15 protein-coding genes are annotated in these 18762 nt (G+C 75.2%); 8 read left to right on the forward strand and 7 right to left on the reverse strand.

Going from position 1 to position 18762, the window contains the following annotated elements:
- Position 1: 1 nt before the first annotated feature.
- Genes F4562_RS30820 through F4562_RS36530 form a run of 5 tightly spaced genes read right to left on the reverse strand, consistent with a single transcriptional unit; the run spans position 2 to position 4848 of the window.
- The gene (locus F4562_RS30820) at positions 2-1213 is read right to left on the reverse strand and encodes a transketolase C-terminal domain-containing protein (RefSeq protein WP_311733900.1); all 1212 of its coding nucleotides are present in this window, start codon (positions 1211-1213) and stop codon (positions 2-4) included.
- A complete protein-coding gene (locus tag F4562_RS30825) occupies positions 1210-2010 on the reverse strand; it encodes a transketolase (RefSeq protein WP_311733901.1) in 801 nt (266 codons plus the stop codon). Before F4562_RS30825 ends, F4562_RS30820 begins: the two co-directional genes overlap by 4 nt.
- Positions 2007-3293 carry a DegT/DnrJ/EryC1/StrS family aminotransferase gene (locus tag F4562_RS30830; RefSeq protein ID WP_184540136.1) on the reverse strand — a complete coding sequence of 429 codons (1287 nt, stop codon included), beginning with the start codon at positions 3291-3293 and terminating at the stop codon, positions 2007-2009. The genes F4562_RS30825 and F4562_RS30830 overlap by 4 nt, the downstream gene beginning before the upstream one ends.
- Complete coding sequence (locus F4562_RS36065; RefSeq protein ID WP_184540138.1) at positions 3290-4279, reverse strand: BtrH N-terminal domain-containing protein; 990 nt, start codon at positions 4277-4279, stop codon at positions 3290-3292. The genes F4562_RS30830 and F4562_RS36065 overlap by 4 nt, the downstream gene beginning before the upstream one ends.
- Positions 4276-4848 (reverse strand): beta-sandwich domain-containing protein, encoded by a 573-nt coding sequence (locus F4562_RS36530; protein ID WP_184540140.1) that lies wholly within the window; start codon positions 4846-4848, stop codon positions 4276-4278. The genes F4562_RS36065 and F4562_RS36530 overlap by 4 nt, the downstream gene beginning before the upstream one ends.
- Positions 4849-5053: 205 nt before the next feature.
- Between F4562_RS36530 and lysW the strand changes: the two genes are divergently transcribed.
- The 8 genes from lysW to F4562_RS30880 are packed head-to-tail and all read left to right on the forward strand — an operon-like array spanning position 5054 to position 16612.
- Positions 5054-5230, forward strand: a complete 177-nt coding sequence (lysW, locus tag F4562_RS30845) for a lysine biosynthesis protein LysW (RefSeq protein ID WP_221206556.1) — start codon at positions 5054-5056, stop codon at positions 5228-5230.
- Positions 5223-6071 carry a RimK family alpha-L-glutamate ligase gene (locus tag F4562_RS30850; protein ID WP_184540142.1) on the forward strand — a complete coding sequence of 283 codons (849 nt, stop codon included), beginning with the start codon at positions 5223-5225 and terminating at the stop codon, positions 6069-6071. The genes lysW and F4562_RS30850 overlap by 8 nt, the downstream gene beginning before the upstream one ends.
- On the forward strand, positions 6068-7090 hold the full coding sequence (gene argC, locus F4562_RS30855; protein ID WP_184540144.1) for an N-acetyl-gamma-glutamyl-phosphate reductase: 1023 nt from the start codon (positions 6068-6070) through the stop codon (positions 7088-7090). The genes F4562_RS30850 and argC overlap by 4 nt, the downstream gene beginning before the upstream one ends.
- Positions 7091-7100: 10 nt before the next feature.
- On the forward strand, positions 7101-7910 hold the full coding sequence (locus F4562_RS30860; RefSeq protein ID WP_184540146.1) for a [LysW]-aminoadipate kinase: 810 nt from the start codon (positions 7101-7103) through the stop codon (positions 7908-7910).
- Positions 7907-9019, forward strand: coding sequence for a M20/M25/M40 family metallo-hydrolase (locus tag F4562_RS30865; protein WP_184540149.1), 1113 nt, complete (start codon positions 7907-7909; stop codon positions 9017-9019). Before F4562_RS30860 ends, F4562_RS30865 begins: the two co-directional genes overlap by 4 nt.
- A gap of 7 nt (positions 9020-9026) precedes the next feature.
- Positions 9027-9851 (forward strand): SDR family oxidoreductase, encoded by an 825-nt coding sequence (locus F4562_RS30870; RefSeq protein ID WP_184540151.1) that lies wholly within the window; start codon positions 9027-9029, stop codon positions 9849-9851.
- An 18-nt stretch (positions 9852-9869) separates the two neighbouring features.
- Positions 9870-13235 (forward strand): non-ribosomal peptide synthetase, encoded by a 3366-nt coding sequence (locus F4562_RS30875; RefSeq protein WP_184540153.1) that lies wholly within the window; start codon positions 9870-9872, stop codon positions 13233-13235.
- Positions 13236-13291: 56 nt separating this feature from the next.
- Positions 13292-16612: a condensation domain-containing protein gene (locus F4562_RS30880; protein ID WP_184540155.1), complete on the forward strand. Its 3321-nt coding sequence runs from the start codon at positions 13292-13294 to the stop codon at positions 16610-16612.
- Between the two features lie 108 nt (positions 16613-16720).
- On the opposite strand, the gene F4562_RS30885 is transcribed toward F4562_RS30880, so the two are convergent.
- On the reverse strand, positions 16721-18091 hold the full coding sequence (locus F4562_RS30885) for an acetyl-CoA carboxylase biotin carboxylase subunit (RefSeq protein ID WP_184540157.1): 1371 nt from the start codon (positions 18089-18091) through the stop codon (positions 16721-16723).
- Between the two features lie 13 nt (positions 18092-18104).
- Positions 18105-18722, reverse strand: a complete 618-nt coding sequence (locus tag F4562_RS30890) for an acetyl-CoA carboxylase biotin carboxyl carrier protein (RefSeq protein WP_184540159.1) — start codon at positions 18720-18722, stop codon at positions 18105-18107.
- Positions 18723-18762: the final 40 nt, after the last annotated feature.

Consider the following 18762-nt stretch of genomic DNA (forward strand, 5'->3'; position numbering starts at 1 on the left):
GTCAGCCCTCCGAGGTGACCGTCTCGCGCGCCCGCTCCACCGACCGGGCGAGCTCGGCGACCGTCGTGTTCCGGTAGAAGGTGTGCGCGGTGATCTGCACACCCAGGTCCTGCTCGATCGCGTCGAGCAGTTCGATCGCGAGCAGCGAGTTGCCGCCCAGGGTGAAGAAGTCGTCGTCGACGCCGACCGCGTCGGTGCGGAGCACGCGCCGGAAGAGCGAGGCGACGTGGTCCCGGGTGCGGTCGCCGGTCGAGGGTGAGGGCATGACCTGTCCTTTCCTGAGAGCTGATACGCGTCCGGCGGCGTGCCGGACGGCGTCGGCGCTGACCCCGGCCTCCTCCAGGAGCTCGCGGTGTCCCCGCACGGCCGTCCCGACGGGGCCGGTGACCGCCACGCGCACGACGGGGCAGGGCACCACCGCCCCCGTCGCCTCCGCCACGGCGTCGCCGAGCCCGCCCTGCGCGCGGTGCTCCTCGACGGTGACGATCCCGGCGGTCTGCGACGCCGCGGCCAGCACGGCCCCGGAGTCGAAGGGGACGAGGGTGTGGATCTCCAGCACCCGCGCGCCGATGCCCTCCGCGGCCAGCGCCGCCGCCGCCTCCAGGGCCATCAGCACCGGGTACGGCCCGCACGCGACGATCGTGACGTCGTCGCCGTCGCGCAGCCGCACCGCCTCGCCGAGGACGAACGGGTGCGCGCCGCGGTGCGGGCCGGGCACCGCCTGGCGGCCCAGCCGCAGGTAGGCGGGGCCCGGCAGGGCGTGCAGGGCGGAGAGCGCGGCCGGGATCTCCGCCGCGTCGGCGGGCACGACGGCGCTCAGCCCGCCCACGGCGCGCACCACCGCCAGGTCCTCCAGCGCGTAGTGGGTGGTGCCGAAGTGCGCGGCCGACAGCCCGGCGTGGCTGGCGACGACCCGGACGGGCAGGCCGACCGCCGCCACGTCCAGCTTGAGCTGCTCGGCGGCCCGCGTGGTGGCGAACGTGGCCATCGTGTGCACGTACGGGACGAACCCCCGGGCGGCCAGCCCGGCGGCCACGCCCATCATGTTGGCCTCGGCGATGCCCACGTTGAGGTAGCGGTCGGGGAAGGCCCTGGCGAAGGTGCGTTCCAGGCCGCCCATGTCGGTGTCCACGCACACCACCCGGGGGTCGCGGGCGGCCAGGTCGACCAGTGCCCGCCAGTAGACCTCCCTCGGTGACTCCTCGGCCGTCACGGCGCGGCCCCCCGTCCCGCGTCGAGCTGGGCCAGGGCCCTGCGCAGCAGCGGCTCGGTGAGCACGGCGTAGTGCGAGGAGACCTTGCCCTCCAGGAACCGCACGCCCCTGCCCTTGACCGTCCGGGCGATCACGGCCAGCGGGAGCCCCGACCCGGGCGGGGCGAGGGCGGCGCGCAGCGCCTCGACGTCGTGGCCGTCCACCTCGCGCGTCTCCCAGCCGAAGGCGGTCAGCCGCGCCGCGAGCGGTTCGAGCCCGACGCACTCCTCTGTCGCGGCGGTCAGCTGCATCCCGTTGCGGTCGACGACCACCGTCAGCCCGCCGAGGCGGCGGTGCCCGGCGAACATCAGGGCCTCCCACACCGACCCCTCCTGGAGCTCCCCGTCGCCGGCGAGGACGAACACCCGCTCGTCCCGGCCGGCCATGGCGGCGGCCAGGGCCATCCCCGCCCCCAGGGACACGCCGTGGCCGAGCGAGCCGGTCGGGAACTCCACGCCGGGCAGGCCGCGCGGCGGGTGGCCGAGCAGCCGGCTGCCCGGACGGCCGTAGGAGTCCACCTCGGCCTCCCCGATCAGGCCCTTCTCGGCCAGCACCGCGTACAGCGCGGGTGCGGCGTGCCCCTTGCTCAGCAGGAACGTGTCGCAGGTGCGCATCACGTCGAAGTGCAGCGTGGCGAGGATGTCGGCGCACGACAGGCTGCCTCCGACGTGCGCGCCGAGCGGCCCCGCCGCCATCCGCAGGACGCGGCGGCGCAGCCGGTACGCCACGTCGCGTATCCGTCCGGTCGTGGCGTTCACGCGGCCCCGCCCCGGGACGAGGCCAGCGACCGGGCCATCCTGCCCACCACGTCCAGGTGCTCCCACACCTTGGCGAACCCGTCGGCGTACGCGCGCAGCGCCGGGGCCGATCCGGGGTTCAGGTGGCGGCGCTGCAGGCACAGGGAGTCGTCGAGGACCGCCCGCGCCACCGGGAAGGACGCGGGGTCGCGCGCGGCGTCCCCGCCGGTTCCCTTCGCCGTGAAGGCGGGCTGGTCGGGCAGCGGGACCTCCTGGTAGCGGGAGACCGGCACGCCCTCCGCGCGCAGCACCCGGTGCAGCGCCCGCCGCACCGCCCCCGCGGGCACGCCGTCGATCCCCAGCTCCTCCGGGACGATGCGCACCCGCAGGATGTGCCAGACGTGCGTGCGGTCGGACGGCACGTGGGGCGGACGCAGGCCCGGCAGCCGCCCCAGCCGGTCGAGCAGTTCGCGGATCCCCGCCTCGCGCCGCCGGGCGTGGTCGTCCATCGCGGCGAGCTGGACGCGCGCCATCGCGGCCTGCACCGGGCTGAGCTTGTGGTTCCAGCCGACCGCGTGCGCCACGTAGCTGCGGGTGCGCTCCTGGTCCAGCCGCTCCCCGAAGGTGCGCAGCCGCCGCACCGCTCGGTCGACGTCGGCGGAGGAGGTGGTGACCAGGCCGCCCTCGCCGCAGGTGGGCAGGTTCTTGCTGGGGTGGAGGCTGAAGCAGCCGGCGTCGCCCAGCGCGCCGGTCCGGGTGCCGCGGTAGCGGGCGCCGTGCGCCTGGGCGGCGTCCTCGACGACGGCCAGGCCGCGGCGGGCGGCCAGCCGTCCCAGCTCCGCCATGTCGGCCGGCAACCCGTGCAGGTGCACCGGCAGGAGCGCGGCCGTGCGCGGGCCGGTGACGGCGGCGGCGGCTGCGGGGTCGAGGCAGAACGTGCGCGGGTCGATGTCGGCGAAGACCGGTGTCGCCCCCTGCTGGGCGACGGCCAGGGCGGTGGCGTTCATGCTGACCGCGGGCACCACCACCTCGTCGCCGGGGCCGACGCCGAGAGCGGCGAGCGCGAGTTGCAGGGCCGCCGTCCCCGAGCCCACCGCCGCGCAGTGCGCGGCCCCCACGTACCGGGCCCACTCCTCCTCCAGGCCCGCCACCTCCGGTTCGCCCGGCGCGGTCGCGGTGAGCACGCCGCCGCGCAGGACGCGCAGCACCGCCTCCTCGTCGGCGCGGGTGATCACGGGCCAGCCGGTCTCCCCCACGTCCCGGGGCACCGCCCGGGGCCCGCCCAGCATCGCCAGTGTGCTCATGTCCGCTCCATCGCCGTCTCGACGTGGTCCAGGGCCTCCTGCCAGCGCCGCAGCAGCGTGCCGCCGTGGCGGGCGACCGCGGCGGCGGCTGCCGGGGGGTCGGCGGTGCCGTGGGCGGCGGCGACCCGCACCCCGGTCCAGCCGTGGGCGACCAGGTCGACCCAGCGGGCCGTCTCCGCCAGCGCCGGCCTGCCGAGCGAGCGGGCCGCCCGCGCCAGGAACGCGGCGTGCACCGACGCCTCCGCCTGGGCCGGCCAGCCCGCCGCGTACAGTTCGCGCAGCGGCGTGTCGTCACCGCCGGCGACGCGCTCCGGCAGGCCGCCGAGCAGGGACGACAGGGCCGGGAGCCCCTCGCCGCGCAGCGCGGCGAGGTTGTCCGCCAGCCGGTCGCGCAGCCACGGCCAGGTCAGCTCGGGCTGCGGGCCGAGCACGCGCACCTCCAGCCACCGCCAGGCCGGGCTGCTGCCGGCGAAGAACGGGTCGCTGCCGTCGTCCGGGTTGGCCGAGGCCCGCGCGCGCTCCAGCACCTCGCGGGGGAGCGGGCCGCGGAAGGCCGGCGGCATCGGGTCGAGGACGGCGTAGGCGTCCGCGGCCGGGTCGCGGCCCTCGACGACCACCAGGTGGCCGGCGTGGACGTCGTGGTAGGCGGGACGGAACGGCAGGTGGTAGTTGTCCACCGCCACGATCGGGGTCAGGCCGCGGGCGAGGGCCTCGTCGAGCTGCGCGCGGCCCTCGCCGGCGGAGGCCGGGACGTGCCAGACCATGTCCAGCGGGTGGTAGAGGCCGAAAGCCGCCGACAGCGAGCCGAGCCGGGGGTGGAAGTACTCCACCGGCTCCCATGACCCGCTGTCCCAGGTGAAGCGCCACCCGGTCCCCATGGCCTGGAGCGCGTCCCAGCCGCGGGCCGCCAGGACGTGGGCCACGTCGACCTGCAGGCAGCTGCACAGGTCGTCGTACCAGATCTCGCTCCGCGTCGCGGTGATCACGTGACAGCCTCCAGGGTCAGCCCGAAAACGTGCAGCGCCGGATTGTCCGGGAGGCGTATCCCGGTTATTTCCTCCCGGCGCGGAACCGGGACGCGTACCAGCCACACCAGCCCGATCAGGCCGCGTTGGACGTGGTGCGGATAGTGCATGTCCGCCGACCGCCCGGCGACGCTCTCCCCGAAATGCGGATCGGCCGACCAGAAATCCGAGACCCTGAGCCACTCGACGTCCACGGCCCCCGACGAATGGTGAATGTGCACGAACTCCTCGCAGCGTCTCTCCGAGGTGGCGACCAGGTGGATCCAGTCGGCCCGGACCCGGGGCAGCGTCACGAACTGGCCCGCGCAGCGGACGTTGTCGGGAGCGCGGCCGTCCGCCTCGGGGAGGTCGAACAGGACGTCCCCGAGCAGGTGGCGCCCGCTGGGGAGAGTTCCGGCGGGCAGGCTGTTGCCCCATACGTTGAGCCGCCCGCGGTCGAGCGCGACCGGGGTGGTGAAGGCGACGTTGTTGCGGTGCTCGCTGAGATCGACGGTGTGGTGGACGTGCCCGCGGAACGCGGGCCCCGTCACCTGGTTATCAGGGATCCGCCGCATCGGCAATCACCCTCCCCTCTTTGCCTGACCGTTCTCGATTGATTTTCTAGTGAGATTCGAGCGGTTTTATCGGTGATTCTCTAGTGGTTTTCAAGAGCTTGACCACGGGGTTCTGGAATTCGTCTGATTCGATTATCGTGCACCATAGACGGTAAGTGAGCCGATCGCTGAGGAGCAAGCTTTGAATATCGTCGAGAAAATTGCCTGCCCCGAGTGCGGGGACGCGGTGCCGGCCGCCGGGGCGGAGCCGGCCGAGATCGTGGTCTGCCCGGGGTGCGCGGCCGACCTGGAGGTCGTGGCGGTGGACCCGGTCGTGCTGGCGCTCGCCCCTGAGATCGAAGAGGACTGGGGTGAGTGAGAGCGTCGCCGTCGTCTCCTCGACGCTCCGGGTGGAGGAGAAGCATCTCCTCGCCGCGCTGCGCGGGCGTGGGGTGCCGGTCGTGCACGTCGACGACCGGACGCTCGCCTACCGGGTGGGGGCACCCCCGCCGCCCTGGCGGCTGGTCCTCAACCGGAGCGCCGCCGCGACCCGCCGCCTGGAGGTCAGCCGGATCTGCGAGGCGTGGGGGATACCCGTGGTCAACGGCACCGCCACGGTCGGCACCTGTGACAACAAGATCGCCACCACCCTGGCGTTGGCCCGCCACGGCCTGCCCGTCCCGGTGACCGCGGTGGCGCTCACCCCACAGGGCGGGATGGGGGCGGTGCGGGAGGTGGGCCTGCCCGCGGTGCTCAAACCGGTCAACGGCTCCTGGGGGCGGGGACTGTGCAGGCTCAACGACGACGACGCGGTGGAGGGCGTGCTGGCCCTGCGCGGGGAGGCGCCCTCGCCGGTCCAGAGGCTGGTGTACGTCCAGGAGTTCGTGCGGACCCCCGGGCGGGACATCCGCGTCCTCGTGGCCGGCGACCGCGTGGTCGCCGCCATGTACCGGCGCTCCGCGCACTGGGTCGTCAACACCGCCCGGGGTGCCTCGGTCGAGGCGTGCCCGCTCACCGGGGAACTGGAGTCCCTGGCGCTGCGCGCCGCCGCCGCCGTCGGCGGGGGCATCCTCGGCGTCGACCTCATGGAGCACCACGACGGCCGGCTGGTCGTCGGCGAGGTGAACTGCGGGGTGGAGTTCCACGGCCTGATGGAGGTCGCCGGTGACGTCGCCGGCGCACTGGTCGACTACGCGCTCGAACAGGAGGAGACGGCATGAGGGCCGTCGTGCTCGGAGGCACCGGCTACGTCGGGGGAGAGCTGATCCGGCTCCTGCTGCACCACCCGAAGATCGAACTCGCCCAGGCCGCCTCGCGGCGCCTGGCGGGCCGGCCGTTGCGCCTGGCCCACCCCAACCTCCGCCACGTCCGCCACCTCGCCTTCACCGACCCCGCGGATCTGCGTCCGGCGGACGTGCTGTTCTGCGCGCTGCCGCCCGGGGAGACCGCGGCCATGCGGCACCGGCTGGCCGGTCTCGCCGACGTCGTCGTGGATCTCAGCCCCGACTTCAGGCTCCGCGACCAGCAGACGCACGAGCGGGTCTACGGGCCCGCCCCCGGCCGGGCCGAGGCCGCCGCCGCGTTCGTCCCCGGCCTGCCGGAGCTGTACCGGGATCGGCTCGCCGGCGCCCGGCGGGTCAGCGTGCCCGGCTGCATGGCGACGGCCGCCATCCTCGCCCTCACCCCGCTGGCCGAGGCCGGACTCGTCGAGGGTGAGGCCCTGGTGGACGCGCGCACCGGCTCCAGCGGCTCGGGCGCCACCGCGACGGCGGCCTCGCACCACGCCGAACGCGCCGGCGCGATGCGCGTCTACGGGCCCGCCGGCCACCGCCACGAGGCGGAGATCTCCCAGGCGTGCGGCGTCACCGCCCGGATGACCGTCACGGCCGTCCCCCGGGTACGGGGCGTGCAGGTCGTTGCGCACGTCAGCCCGCGCCGCCCGATCTCCCGCGCCGAACTGCTCGCCCTGTTCCGCGGGCGTTACGCTGGCGAGCCCTTCGTCCGGCTGGTCGCCGACCGCTCGGGCGTCCACCGGATGCCGGACCCGAAGATCCTCGACGGTGCGAACTTCTGCGACATCGGGGTGGCCGCGGACGCCGACGGCAGGCGTGTCGTCGTCGTGGCCGCCCTGGACAACCTGGTCAAGGGGGCGGCGGGCGGCGCGGTGCAGAGCGCCAACCTCGCCCTCGGCCTGGACGAGACAGCCGGGCTGGACTTCCCCGGCCTGCACCCGGTCTGAGGAGGACGGCGTGCTTGTGGTCAAGGTTGGCGGGCGGGCGGAGGCCGGCCCGGTGCTCGACGACGTCGCCCGCCTGCACCGGCGGGACCGGCCCGTCGTGCTCGTCCACGGCGGGGGCGCCCAGACCGACGAACTGGCCGGGCGGCTCGGTCAGCGGGTCGCGCACATCCACGCCCCCGACGGCACCCGCAGCCGCAGGACCGACGCCGCCGCGCTGCGGACCCTGACCATGGCCCTGCTCGGCCAGGTCAAACCCGCCCTGGTGGACGGTCTGCGCCGCCGCGGCGTGCCCGCGGCCGGGCTGAGCGGCGCCGACGGGCCCGTCGTCCTGGCGGAGCGGAAGGAGGCGTTGCGCTCCGTCGTGAACGGCCGGGTGCGGATCGTCCGCGACGACCTGAGCGGCCGGATCAGCCGGGTCGACCCCGGTCTGCTGCACGCCCTGCTGGAGCGGGGGATCGTGCCGGTCCTGTCGCCGCCGGCCGCCGGCGCGGGCGGCGGGCTGCTCAACGTGGACGCCGATCGGATGGCCGCCGCGGTCGCCGTCGCCCTGGGTGCCGAACAGCTCGTCTACCTCACCGAGGTGCCCGGCCTGCTGCGTGACCCCGCCGACCCGTCCTCCCTGCTGCCCCGGGTGGAGCTGCCCGCCGGCCCGGAGCTCGCCGCGGTCCGCGGCCGGATGCGGCACAAGGTCCGCGCCGCCGCCGAGGCCCTGGCCGGCGGGGTGCGGGACGTCGTGGTGGCCGGCACCGCGACGCCCGCCCCGGTCACCGCGGCGCTGGACGGCGCCGGCACGGTGCTCACCGCGGGGAGGGCCCGGTGAAACCCTCCGGCGAGTACGCCGCCTGGCTGCTGCGCGGGCTGCTGTCGATCCCGTCCGTCTCCGGCGAGGAGGGCAGGGCCGCCGCCTTCGCGGCCGACCAGATGAGCCGGCTGGGCATGCGGGCCCGGGTGGACGAGATCGGGAACGCCGTCGGGGAGGCGGGCCCGCCCGGCGCGCCGACCGTGCTGCTGCTCGGCCACATCGACACCGTCCCCGGCCGCCTGGCGGTCTGCCAGGTCGGGGACCTGCTCTACGGTCGCGGCGCCGTCGACGCCAAGGGACCGCTGGCCGCGATGATCTGCGCCGGGGCCGCGGCGGCGTCCGCCGGCGTGCGCGTGGTGGTGGTCGGCGCGGTGGGCGAGGAGGTCCCCGGCTCGCGGGGCACCCGGCACCTGCTCCGCACCCTGCCCCGGCCCGACGCGGTGGTCATCGGCGAGCCGAGCGGCTGGGACGGCGTCTGCCTCGGCTACAAGGGCCGCGTCGGCGTGGTCTACGACGTCAGACGCACCGCCATGCACACCAGCAGCCCCGAGGAGACGGCGGTCGAGGCCGCCGCCCTGTTCTGGACGCGGGTGGAGGACTACGTCCGGCGGCTGCCGGGGGCGGGCGACGCCGTACGGTTCGACGCCTGCTCCGCCACCCTGGTGGACCTGCGGGGCGACATCCGGCAGGCCCACGCCCGGATCACCTGCCGGGTGCCGGAGGGGTTCGACTTCGACGCCTTCCACCGCTTCGTGAAGTGGGCCGCGGTGCAGGCCGAGGCGCGCTTCGACGAGCGGGTCCCCGCGGTGCGCCGCGGGCTCGGCGACCCGGCCGCGCGGGCCCTGCGGGCGGCGATCCGCGAGCACGGCGGCACCCCCGCGACCAAGCTCAAGGCCGGCACCTCCGACATGAACGTGGTGGCCGAGCACTGGGACGTCCCCATGGTCGCCTACGGCCCCGGCGACGCCCACCTCGACCACACCGACGACGAACACATCGCCATCCCCGACCTGTACCGCTCGGTCGCGGTCCTCGGCTCGGCGCTGCGCACCCTCGGCCGCCTGACGGCCGGTCCCGTACGCCGCGACGAGCTCACCCCCACCGCCGGCCGCCGATCCCTCCCGTGAGGAGACCATGCGAAGCCTCGACGGCAAGACTGTGATGATCACCGGCGCGGCGAGAGCGCTCGGCCGGTCGCACGCCCTGCTCTTCGCCGAGCACGGCGCCGACCTGCTCCTCGTCGACCTCTGCAAGGAGCGGCAGGGACCCTACCCGCTGTCCACCCGCAGGCAGCTGGAGGAGACGGCCCGCGAGTGCCGCAGGAGCGGCGGCACCGTCGTCACCGCCGCGGCCGACGTGCGCGAGCAGAAGGAGGTGGACGAGGCCGTCGCCGCCGGGCTGACCGAGTTCGGCCGCATCGACGTGCTCGTCAACAACGCCGGGCTGCTCGCCCCCGGCGGCGTCCTCTCCCACCGGCTCAGCGAGCAGGAGTGGGAGCTCGTCATCGACGTCAACCTCAACGGGACCTGGCGGTGCTGCCGGGCCGTGCTGCCGGGGATGGTGGAGCGGCGCGCCGGCGCCATCGTCAACACCGCGTCCACCGGCGGGCTGATCGCCTACGAGATGTTCTCCAGCTACGTCGCCTCCAAGCACGCCGTGGTCGGGCTGACCAAGGCGCTCGCCCTGGAGTACGGCCGCCACGGCGTCCGCGTCAACGCGGTGTGCCCCTCCACCGTCCGGGCCGAGGAGGCCCTCGGCAGCCGCAGCACCGCCGCCGTCGCCGAGTCGGTCGGCACCTCCCTCGACGACTACGAGGCCGGTTCGGCCTCCTTCCACGCGCTGCGCCGCCTGGTGACGGCCGAGGAGGTGTCCAGGGCGTGCCTGTGGCTGGCCGGTGACCAGTCGTCCGGGGTCACCGGCACCGCCATGGTCGTCGACGCCGGATACACCGCCCGCTGAAATCTCCAGGAGCCCCACATGACGCCCCAGGACGACCTGCAGACCCGGCTCGCCGCGCTCTCCCCGGAACGGCGTGCCCTCCTCGAACGCCTCCTCGCCGGAAGCGGCGACGTCGAGGCCCCGATCCGGCCCCGCGAGGCCGGGCGGACCACGCTGCCGCTCTCCTACGAGCAGGAACGCCTGTGGTTCATGGACCGGTTGCTGCCCAACCGGGAGGTCTTCCACGTCCCCACCGCGCTGCGGCTGCGCGGGGACGTCGACGTGGCGGCGCTGCGCGCGGCGCTGACCGCCCTGGTGGCGCGGCACGAGGTGCTGCGCACGGTCTTCGCCGAGGAGGGCGGCGCCCCCGTGCAGCGGGTGCTGCCCCGGCTGGAGCCGCCGCTGCGGGTGGCGGACGCCTCCGGCGCCGCCGACCCGGACGGGCGGGCCCTGGAACTGGCCACCGAGACGATCCTCGAACCGTTCGACCTCGGCGCCGGCCCCCTCATCCGGGCCGGGCTGTACCGGGTGGCGCCACGCGAGCACCTGTTCGTCATCGTCCAGCACCACATCGTCTCCGACTACTGGTCGCTCGGCATCCTGCTCGCCGACCTGGGTGCCCTCTACGGCCGCGAACTCGGCCTCACCCAGGCGCCCCCCGCGCCGTCGCTGCACTACGCGGACTTCGCCCGCTGGCAGCGTGAGACCCTGACCGGCGACCGGCTCGCCGCGGCCCTCGACTTCTGGCGCGAGACCCTCGACGGGGCGCCCGAGCTGCTCGACCTGCCCACCGACCGGCCCCGCTCCCGGATCAGACACACCCGCGGGGAGATCCTGCCGGTCGCCTTCGACGGCGAGCTGGTACAGCGGGTCCGCGCGCTGGCCAAGGAGGCGGCGACCACCCTCACCGTCGCCTTCCTCGCCGGCTACGTGGCCACCCTGTCCCGGCACGTCCGCCAGGACGACATCGTCGTCGGGGTGCCGATCGCCGGCCGAGGCCGCCCCGAGACGCAGCAGATGATCGGGTACTTCCTCAACTGGCTGCCCGTCCGCGTGCACGTCGGGGACGGCCCCGGCCTGCGCGTCCTGGTCGCCCGGGTGCGGGACGCCTTCGCGGCGGCCTTCGCCCGCCAGGACCTGCCCTTCGAGATGCTCGTGCAGACCCTCCAGCCGCCGCGCCACCTGGGCACAACCCCGGTCTTCCAGACCTCCTTCAGTCTCCGCGACGCCGCACCGGAACCGCCCGCCCTGCCCGGCCTGACCGCCGAACTGGCCGACCTCGGCAAGGGCGCCACCCACTACGACCTGATGGCCGAGCTGTGGTGCGAGGGTGAGCGCGTCGTCGGGTACCTGCCCTACAACGACGAGCTCTTCGACGCCGAGACCGTCGCCCGGTTCGCCCGGCGGATGACGCGGCTGCTGGCGGAGGGGACACTCGAACCCGACCGGCCGGTCCGCGCTCTGCCCCTGCTGGGGGAGGACGGGACACCCGAGGCGTCCGCCGTGCCGCCCTCCCGCGAGGTGGACGCCGCCGCGACCCTGCACGGGTGGTTCGCCGAGGTGGCCGCGGCCACGCCCGCCGCCGTCGCCGTGGTGTGCGAGGACGAGCGGCTCACCTACGCCGAGCTGGACGAGCGGGCCAACCGGCTCGCGCACGCCCTGCGCGAGCGGGGCGCCGGACCCGGCCGGTGTGTGGGCGTCTGCCTGGAACGCTCGTCCGACCTCGTCGTCGGCCTCCTCGGCGTGCTCAAGAGCGGGGCCGGATACGTCCCGCTCGACCCCGACAACCCGGCGGCGCGCAGCGCCCGCCAGCTCTCCGACACCGCGGCCGTCGCGGTGGTCACCACGGCGGGGCTGGCCGACCGGCTGCCCGGCGGCCTGCCCGCCGTCCGCCTCGATGCGGACGCCGCCGAGCTGGCCGCCCGCCCCGCGACGCCGCCCGCCGTCCGCTCCCACCCGCTGGACCTCGCCTACGTCATCCACACCTCGGGCTCCACCGGCCTGCCCAAGGGGGTGGCCGTCACCCACGCCAACGTGGTGCGGTTGCTGCGAGGGGCTCAGGAGTCGTTCGGGTTCGGGCCGGACGACGTGTGGACCCTGTTCCACTCGTGCGCCTTCGACTTCTCCGTGTGGGAGCTGTGGGGGTCGTTGCTCAACGGCGGGCGGCTCGTCGTGGTGCCGCACTGGATGCTGCGCGCTCCCGACGAGCTGGCCCGGCTGCTCGCCGCCGAGGGCGTGACCGTGCTCAACCAGACCCCGTCCGCCTTCGCGCAGCTCAGCCGGGTGATCCTCCGGGACGAGCCGGACCTCGCGCTGCGTCACGTCGTCTTCGGCGGCGAGGCACTCGACCCGGCGTCCCTGGCGCCGTGGATCGCCCGGTACGGCGACGCCTCCCCGCGCCTGGTCAACATGTACGGGATCACCGAGACCACGGTGCACGTCACCTACCGGCCGATCACCCGCGCCGACCTGGAGACGGGCGGGTCGCCGATCGGGGAGCCGCTGCCCGACCTCGGGCTGTACGTGCTGGACGGCCTGCTCCGGCCCGCCCTGTCCGGTGTCGTCGGCGAGCTCTACGTCGGCGGCGCCGGGCTCGCCCGCTGCTACGTCGCCGACCCGGCCCGCACCGCCGACCGGATGCTGCCCGACCCCTACGCGGGCGTGCCGGGTGCCCGGATGTACCGCACCGGTGACCTGGCGCGGCGCCTGCCCTCGGGCGAGGTGCTCTACCAGGGGCGTGCCGACGACCAGGTGAAGATCCGCGGGCACCGCATCGAGCTGGGCGAGATCCAGGCCGCACTGGGCAGGCTGCCCGGCGTCGCCGGGTGCGCCGTCGCGGTCCGCGACGACGGCCCGGCGGGCCCGCGCCTGTCGGCCTACGTCGTCCCCGCCGACGGCGCCGCCCCCTCGGCCGGGGACCTGCGGCGCGGCCTGCTCGCCACCCTGCCCGAGTGGATGGTGCCCGCCCTGTTCGTGACCGTGGACGCGCTGCCGCTGACCCGCAACGGCAAGCTCGACCACCGCGCTCTGCGTGCCCTGGACGTCGCGCACGCCGGCCGTGAACGCCCCCACGTGCCGCCGCGCGGCGAGACCGAGCAGGCGCTGGCCGCGATCTGGCGGGAACTGCTGGACGTCGGACGCGTCGGCGTGGACGACGGTTTCTTCGAGCTCGGCGGGCACTCGCTGATGGCGGTGCAGCTCGTCTCGCTCATCCGCGAGCGGCTGGGGGCGGAGCTCCCCATCGCGGTGCTCTTCCAGCACCCCACCCTGGAGGCCATGGCCGGGGCGGTCGACGCCGCGGCGGCCGGTGAGGCCACGACGGCCGTCGACACCGAGGCGCTGGTCGCCGACCTGAGCGAGGCCGAGGTGGACGCGATGCTCGCCGCGCTCGGCGACGACGGCTGACCACCCGGGGCCCCGCAGGACCCCGATGACGACGAAGGACCCGGAGAGGAACGGCCATGGAGGATGTCCCGCTGTCCCTGACCCAGGAACAGCTCTGGTTCGCCGAGGCGCTGGAGAGCGACCGCACGCTCTACACCGAGGGGGCCGGGCTGCGCGTGCGCGGCCGGCTCGACGTGGACGCGCTGTCGCGTGCCCTGCACGCCGTCGTGACCCGGCACGAGATCCTGCGCACGACGATCGTGACGTCCGGCGGACGCCCGGTCATGCGGATCCAGCCGCCGCCCGACGGCGCCCCGCTGGAGACGGTGAGCCTGCGCGGCGCCGCCGACCCGGAGAAGGCGCTGGAGGAGCTCATGACGGGGTTCGTCGAGCGCGACGTGGACCTGGCCGCGGGGCCGCTGTTCCGGGCGATGCTCGCCGAGCTGGGCACCGACGACCACGCGCTCGTCGTCGCCTGCCACCACCTCGTCTGCGACGGCACCGGGGCCGTCATCGTCATGGAGCAGATCCTTCAGGACTACGAGGCGTTCCGCTCCGGCTCCCCGTCGCCGGTCGCCGAACCGGAGCTCCAGTACGCCGACTTCGCCCTGTGGGAACGGGACGTGCTCGCCCCGCACACCCAGGAGGCCGACACCGCGTTCTGGCGTGACCGGCTCGCGGGCGTCCCCGCGGTGCTGGAACTGCCCCTCGGGCGGCCCCGGCCCGCGTCCAAGGGGGTGCGGGGGACCCGGACGGAGTTCGCCGTCGCCGACGACGCGGCCGACAGGCTGCTGGAGTTCTGCCGGGGTGCGCGCGTGTCGGCCTACGCCGCCACGCTCGCCGCGTTCGCCGCGACGGTCCGGCTCCTGACGGGCCGGGACGACTTCGTGCTGGGCACCCTGATCGCCAACCGGTCCCTTCCCGAGATCGAAGGGCTCGTGGGCCAGTTCGCCAACACGGTGCCGCTGCGGCTGCGTCCGGCCGGCGACCCCACGTTCGAGGAGCTCGCCCGCGTCTGCGCCGACGTCCTCACCGACGCCACCGACCACGGGCGCCTCAGCCTCGGCCGGATCATCGAGCTGGTCAGGCCGGGCCGGGACCGCGCGCGCAACGCGCTCGTCCAGCACCTGTTCCTGCCCCGGGAGAACCCGATGCGGGCGGTGCGGATGGGCGAGGCCGAGGCGGTGCCGGTCGAGGTGCCCCGCACCCGCGGCCGCCTCGACACGATCACCGAGGTGGAGGTCGCACCCGGCAGGCTGCGGGCGTGGGTGGAGTACGACACCGACCTGTTCGACCCGGCCTCGGTCGAGGAGCTGATGGAGGTCCTGGGCGACGTGCTGCGCGCCTGGGCCGCCGACCCCTCCCTGCCGCTGTCGCGGCTGCCGCTGCCGGAGGCCGCCGGGGAGCCGCCCACACCCGTCCTCACCGCCGGCCACCGCTCGTGGACGCGGTACGCGCTGCGGCGGTCCCGTGCGCGGCGGGCGGCCGAACTGGCGCTGCCCGCCCTGACCGGCTGGGACGGGTCCGCGATCCCCGTACCGGCCGGGGACGGGGAGACGGTCGTGGCCGGGCCGGGGCAGGACCCGCGGGAGGCGCTCGCCGCGCTGCTGGGCGGTGCGCACGTGGTGCTGGCCGCCGACACCGGGACGGCCGAGGCCGCCGGGACCGCCGAGGCCGCCGGGGGCGAGACGGTGCCCGGCGCCGGGGACCCGGGCGGCGGGACGGCGGACGACCCCCTGCTGGGCGTGGTCCTGGAACTGTGGGCCGAGGCGTTCGAGCGGGCGGACATCGGGGCGGACGACGACTTCTTCGTGCTCGGCGGCCACTCGATGCTCTCCGCGCGGGTGACCGCGCGCCTGCGGGAGGTGCTCCAGGTGCACGTGCCGCTGCGCGCCATGTTCGAGAACCCCACGCCGCGGGAGCTGACCGAGGAGATCCGCCGTCGCGACCCGCAGGTGGACGGGCTGGTCCGGCTGGTCGCCGCGGCCGACGGCACGTCCTGGGCCCAGGACGCCCCCGGGGCCTCCGCGCCGGCGGCACGGGACGACGCGGCGGCGCCGGAGACGGCCGGGCGTCCCGCGGAACCGGTGCTCATCCCGCTGCTGAAGGCCCAGCTCCAGCTCTGGCTGATGGAGCAGCTCCACCCGGGCACCCTCACCCACACCGTCCCCCTGGTCGTCGACCTGGAGGGCCCGGTCCGGATCGACCTGCTGCGGGCCGCCGTCAACGACGTGGTCGCCAGGCAGGAGGCGCTGCGCAGCACGTTCGTGGAGGTCGCGGGCGAGCCCATGCAGCGCATCGCCCCGTCGCTGGAGCTAGACGTGCCGGTGGCCGACCTGACCGGCCTGGACGAGGAGGCCAGGCAGGGTGAGCTGGCCCGGCTGACCGACGAGTTCGCCTACGGTGTGCTCGACATCGTCCGCGGACCGCTGCTGCGGGCCAGGGTCGTACGGCTCACCGCGGACCGGGTTCGACTCCAGCTCCTGTTCCACCACCTGGTGACCGACGAGGTGTCGATGACGGTGTTCATGCGTGAGCTCTCGGAGTTCTACCGGGCCCGCGCCGAGGAACGGGCGCCCGCGCTTCCCCCGCTCCAGGTGGACCTCGGCACGCTCGTCCGGGAGGAGCGGGACGTGCTCGCCTCCCCGGAGGGCGACAGGCTCCGCAGGTTCTGGCTGCGGGAACTCGCGGACGCCCCCGAACTGCTGCTCCCGCTCGACCGTCCCCGGCCCGACCGGGTCACCTACGACGGGACGTTCCTGCGGCTGATCCGCTCCCGAGCGTCCTTCGACGCGGTGGCGGACCTGGCCCGCGCCGAGAACACCACCCCTTTCGGGATCTTCCTGGCCGCGGTGGCGGCGCTGGTGCACCGCCTCAGCGGCATGGACGACCTCCTGATCGGCGTCCCCAGCGAGAACCGCACCCGTCCCGGCGCGGAACTGCTGATGGGCTGTTTCCTCAACGTCCTGCCGCTGCGGCTGAGCTGCACCGGCGACCCGACGTTCGCCCAGCTCGTCGGCCGGGTCCGGGAACGACTGCTCGACGCCTACGACAACCAACGGCTGCCCATCGCCGACATCGTCGACACCGTGCGGCCCGCCCGCGAGGCCGGCCGCCTGCCGCTGGTCCAGGTGACGTGCGAGCTGCAACTGGCCACCTGGGCGCCGCTGGACCTGCCCGGCTGCCGTGCCGACTACGCGCTGCTCCCGCACGGCACCGCCCGTTACGAGCTGGCCTTCCACGCCCAGGCCCGTCCCGGGGACTTCTGGGTCGGCGCGGAGATCAACCTCAACCTGTGGGACGCCGAGACCGGCATGGGCTACATCGGGCGGCTCTGCGACCTCCTCGACCAGGTCGCGGCCGACCCGTCGCTGCCGCTGTCGGCGTACCGGGCCTGACGACGCGCGGCCGGGGACGCCCTCCCACCGGGAGGGCGTCCCCGGCCGGGAGACACGGGTGGGGCGGCCGGCCGGGAGGCCGGCCGGGAGAGCAGGTGGGGCGTCCGGTCAGCCGGGGTGGCCGGATGACCGGGAGGCCAGGATGCCGGCGACCACCGACGTGTCGTGCTCGGCGCCGGTGAAGGCGGGGTGGTCGAGCACGCTCCGCAGGAACTCCGTGGTGGTGTGCACCCCGGGCCCGGCGGCGTGGAACTCCGCGAGCGCGCGCCGCATGCGGGCCATGGCGCGATCCCGGTCCGGTGCCCACACGACGACCTTCGCGAGCAGGGAGTCGTAGGCGGGCGGCACCCGGTACCCGGGGCGGCAGTGGGTGTCCACCCGGACGAACGGCCCCGCGGGCAGGTCGAACTCGGTCAGGGTGCCGGGGGCCGGGGCGAAGCCGCGTTCCGGGTCCTCGGCGTTGATCCGGCACTCGATGGCCGCCCCGCGCGGGACGACGTCCTCCTGACGCAGCGACAGCGGCTCCCCGGCGGCGATCCGGAGCTGCTCGTGGACCAGGTCGACCCCGGTGAGCATCTCCGTCACCGGGTGCTCCACCTGGATGCGGCAGTTCATCTCCATGAAGTGGAAGCGGTGCTCGGGGTCCACGAGGAACTCCAGGGTGCCCGCACCCACGTAACCGGCGGCGAGCGCGCCGGTGACGGCGGCCCGGTTGAGCCGGTCCAGCAGTTCGCGGGGGAGCCCCGGGGCGGGTGCCTCCTCCAGGATCTTCTGATGCCGGCGCTGCACCGAGCAGTCCCGTTCGCCCAGGTGGATCCCGTTGCCGTACCGGTCGCACAGCACCTGGACCTCCACGTGCCTGACCGATTCCAGGTAGCGCTCGACGTAGACCCTGCCGTCGCCGAGCAACGCCTGCGCGCTCGCCGTCGTCTCCCGGAAGGCGCGGTCGAAGTCCCCCGGGTCCCGTACGACGCACATGCCGCGTCCGCCGCCGCCCGCCGCGGCCTTGATGATGACCGGATAGCCGACGGCGGCGGCCAGGTCGGCGGCCCGGCGCGGGTCGGCGTCCGGCTCGTCACTGCCGGGCAGCACCGGCAGCCCGGCCCCGCGCATCAGGGCCCGCGCGGCGGCCTTGTCGCCCAACCGGCGCATCACGTCCGGGGGAGGGCCGACGAAGGTCACCCCCAGGTCCTCGCACACCTCCGCGAGGTCCGGGTCCTCCGACAGCAGGCCGTAGCCGGGGTGGATCGCGTCCGCCCCGGACATCCGGGCCGCCTCGGCGATCGCGGCGAGGTTGAGGTAGCTGCGCCGCACCGGCCCCGGGCCGATGTGGATGGCCTGGTCGGCGTATCTGGTGATCTCGGAGTCGCGGTCGTCGGTGGAGTACACGGCGGCGACGCGGATGCCGAGCTCCCGGCACGCGCGCGCGACACGCAGCGCTATCTCCCCGCGGTTGGCGATGAGCACGGTGCGGAACACGGGGCCTCCCCGGTCAGGAATCGGGATCGGCGAGCTCGAAGAGCGGCTGGCCGAACTCCACCGAGGTGGAGTCGGCCACCAGGATCTCCGCGAGCCGGCCGTTCCGGTCGGCGACGACCGGGATCATCAGCTTCATCGCCTCCACGATCCCGAGCTGCGCACCCTTGGCCACGTTGTCGCCGACCTCGACGAACGATTTCGCCCCCGGCGCCTCGGCCCGGTAGAAGACGCCGACCGAGGGGGCGCCCACCAGGTGCGGGGCCACCCCGCGGCGCGGGGCGGCGGAGACGCCGCGGGCCGCGCCGCCGCCTTCCCGGGCGGCGCCGTTCCAGGCGGGGCCGCCGTTCGGGCCGCCGTCGTTCCAGGCGGGACCGGCGTCCGGGCCACCGCCGTTACGCGCGGGGACGCCGTGCTGCGCGCCGTCGTCCTGAACGGGGTCGCCGGACGCGGCGGACCCCCGGGCGGCCGGGCCGGCGTCCCACTCGACCTCCACCCGCACGTCCCCCGCCTCGACGCGTACGCGGCGGACCGGGCCCGGCAGGTGGGCGAGCATGCGCACGGCCCCGCGTCCCAGCAGGTCGAGCCGGTGGTCGAGCGGCGTCTCGGGGGGAATGTCCGCGGTCGCGGTCAATGGTCTGCGCTCCTTCGCGAAGGCACCGTCGGTGCGGGGT

Origin of the sequence: Streptosporangium becharense, assembly GCF_014204985.1 — a bacterium.
Taxonomy (GTDB): Bacteria; Actinomycetota; Actinomycetes; order Streptosporangiales; family Streptosporangiaceae; genus Streptosporangium; species Streptosporangium becharense.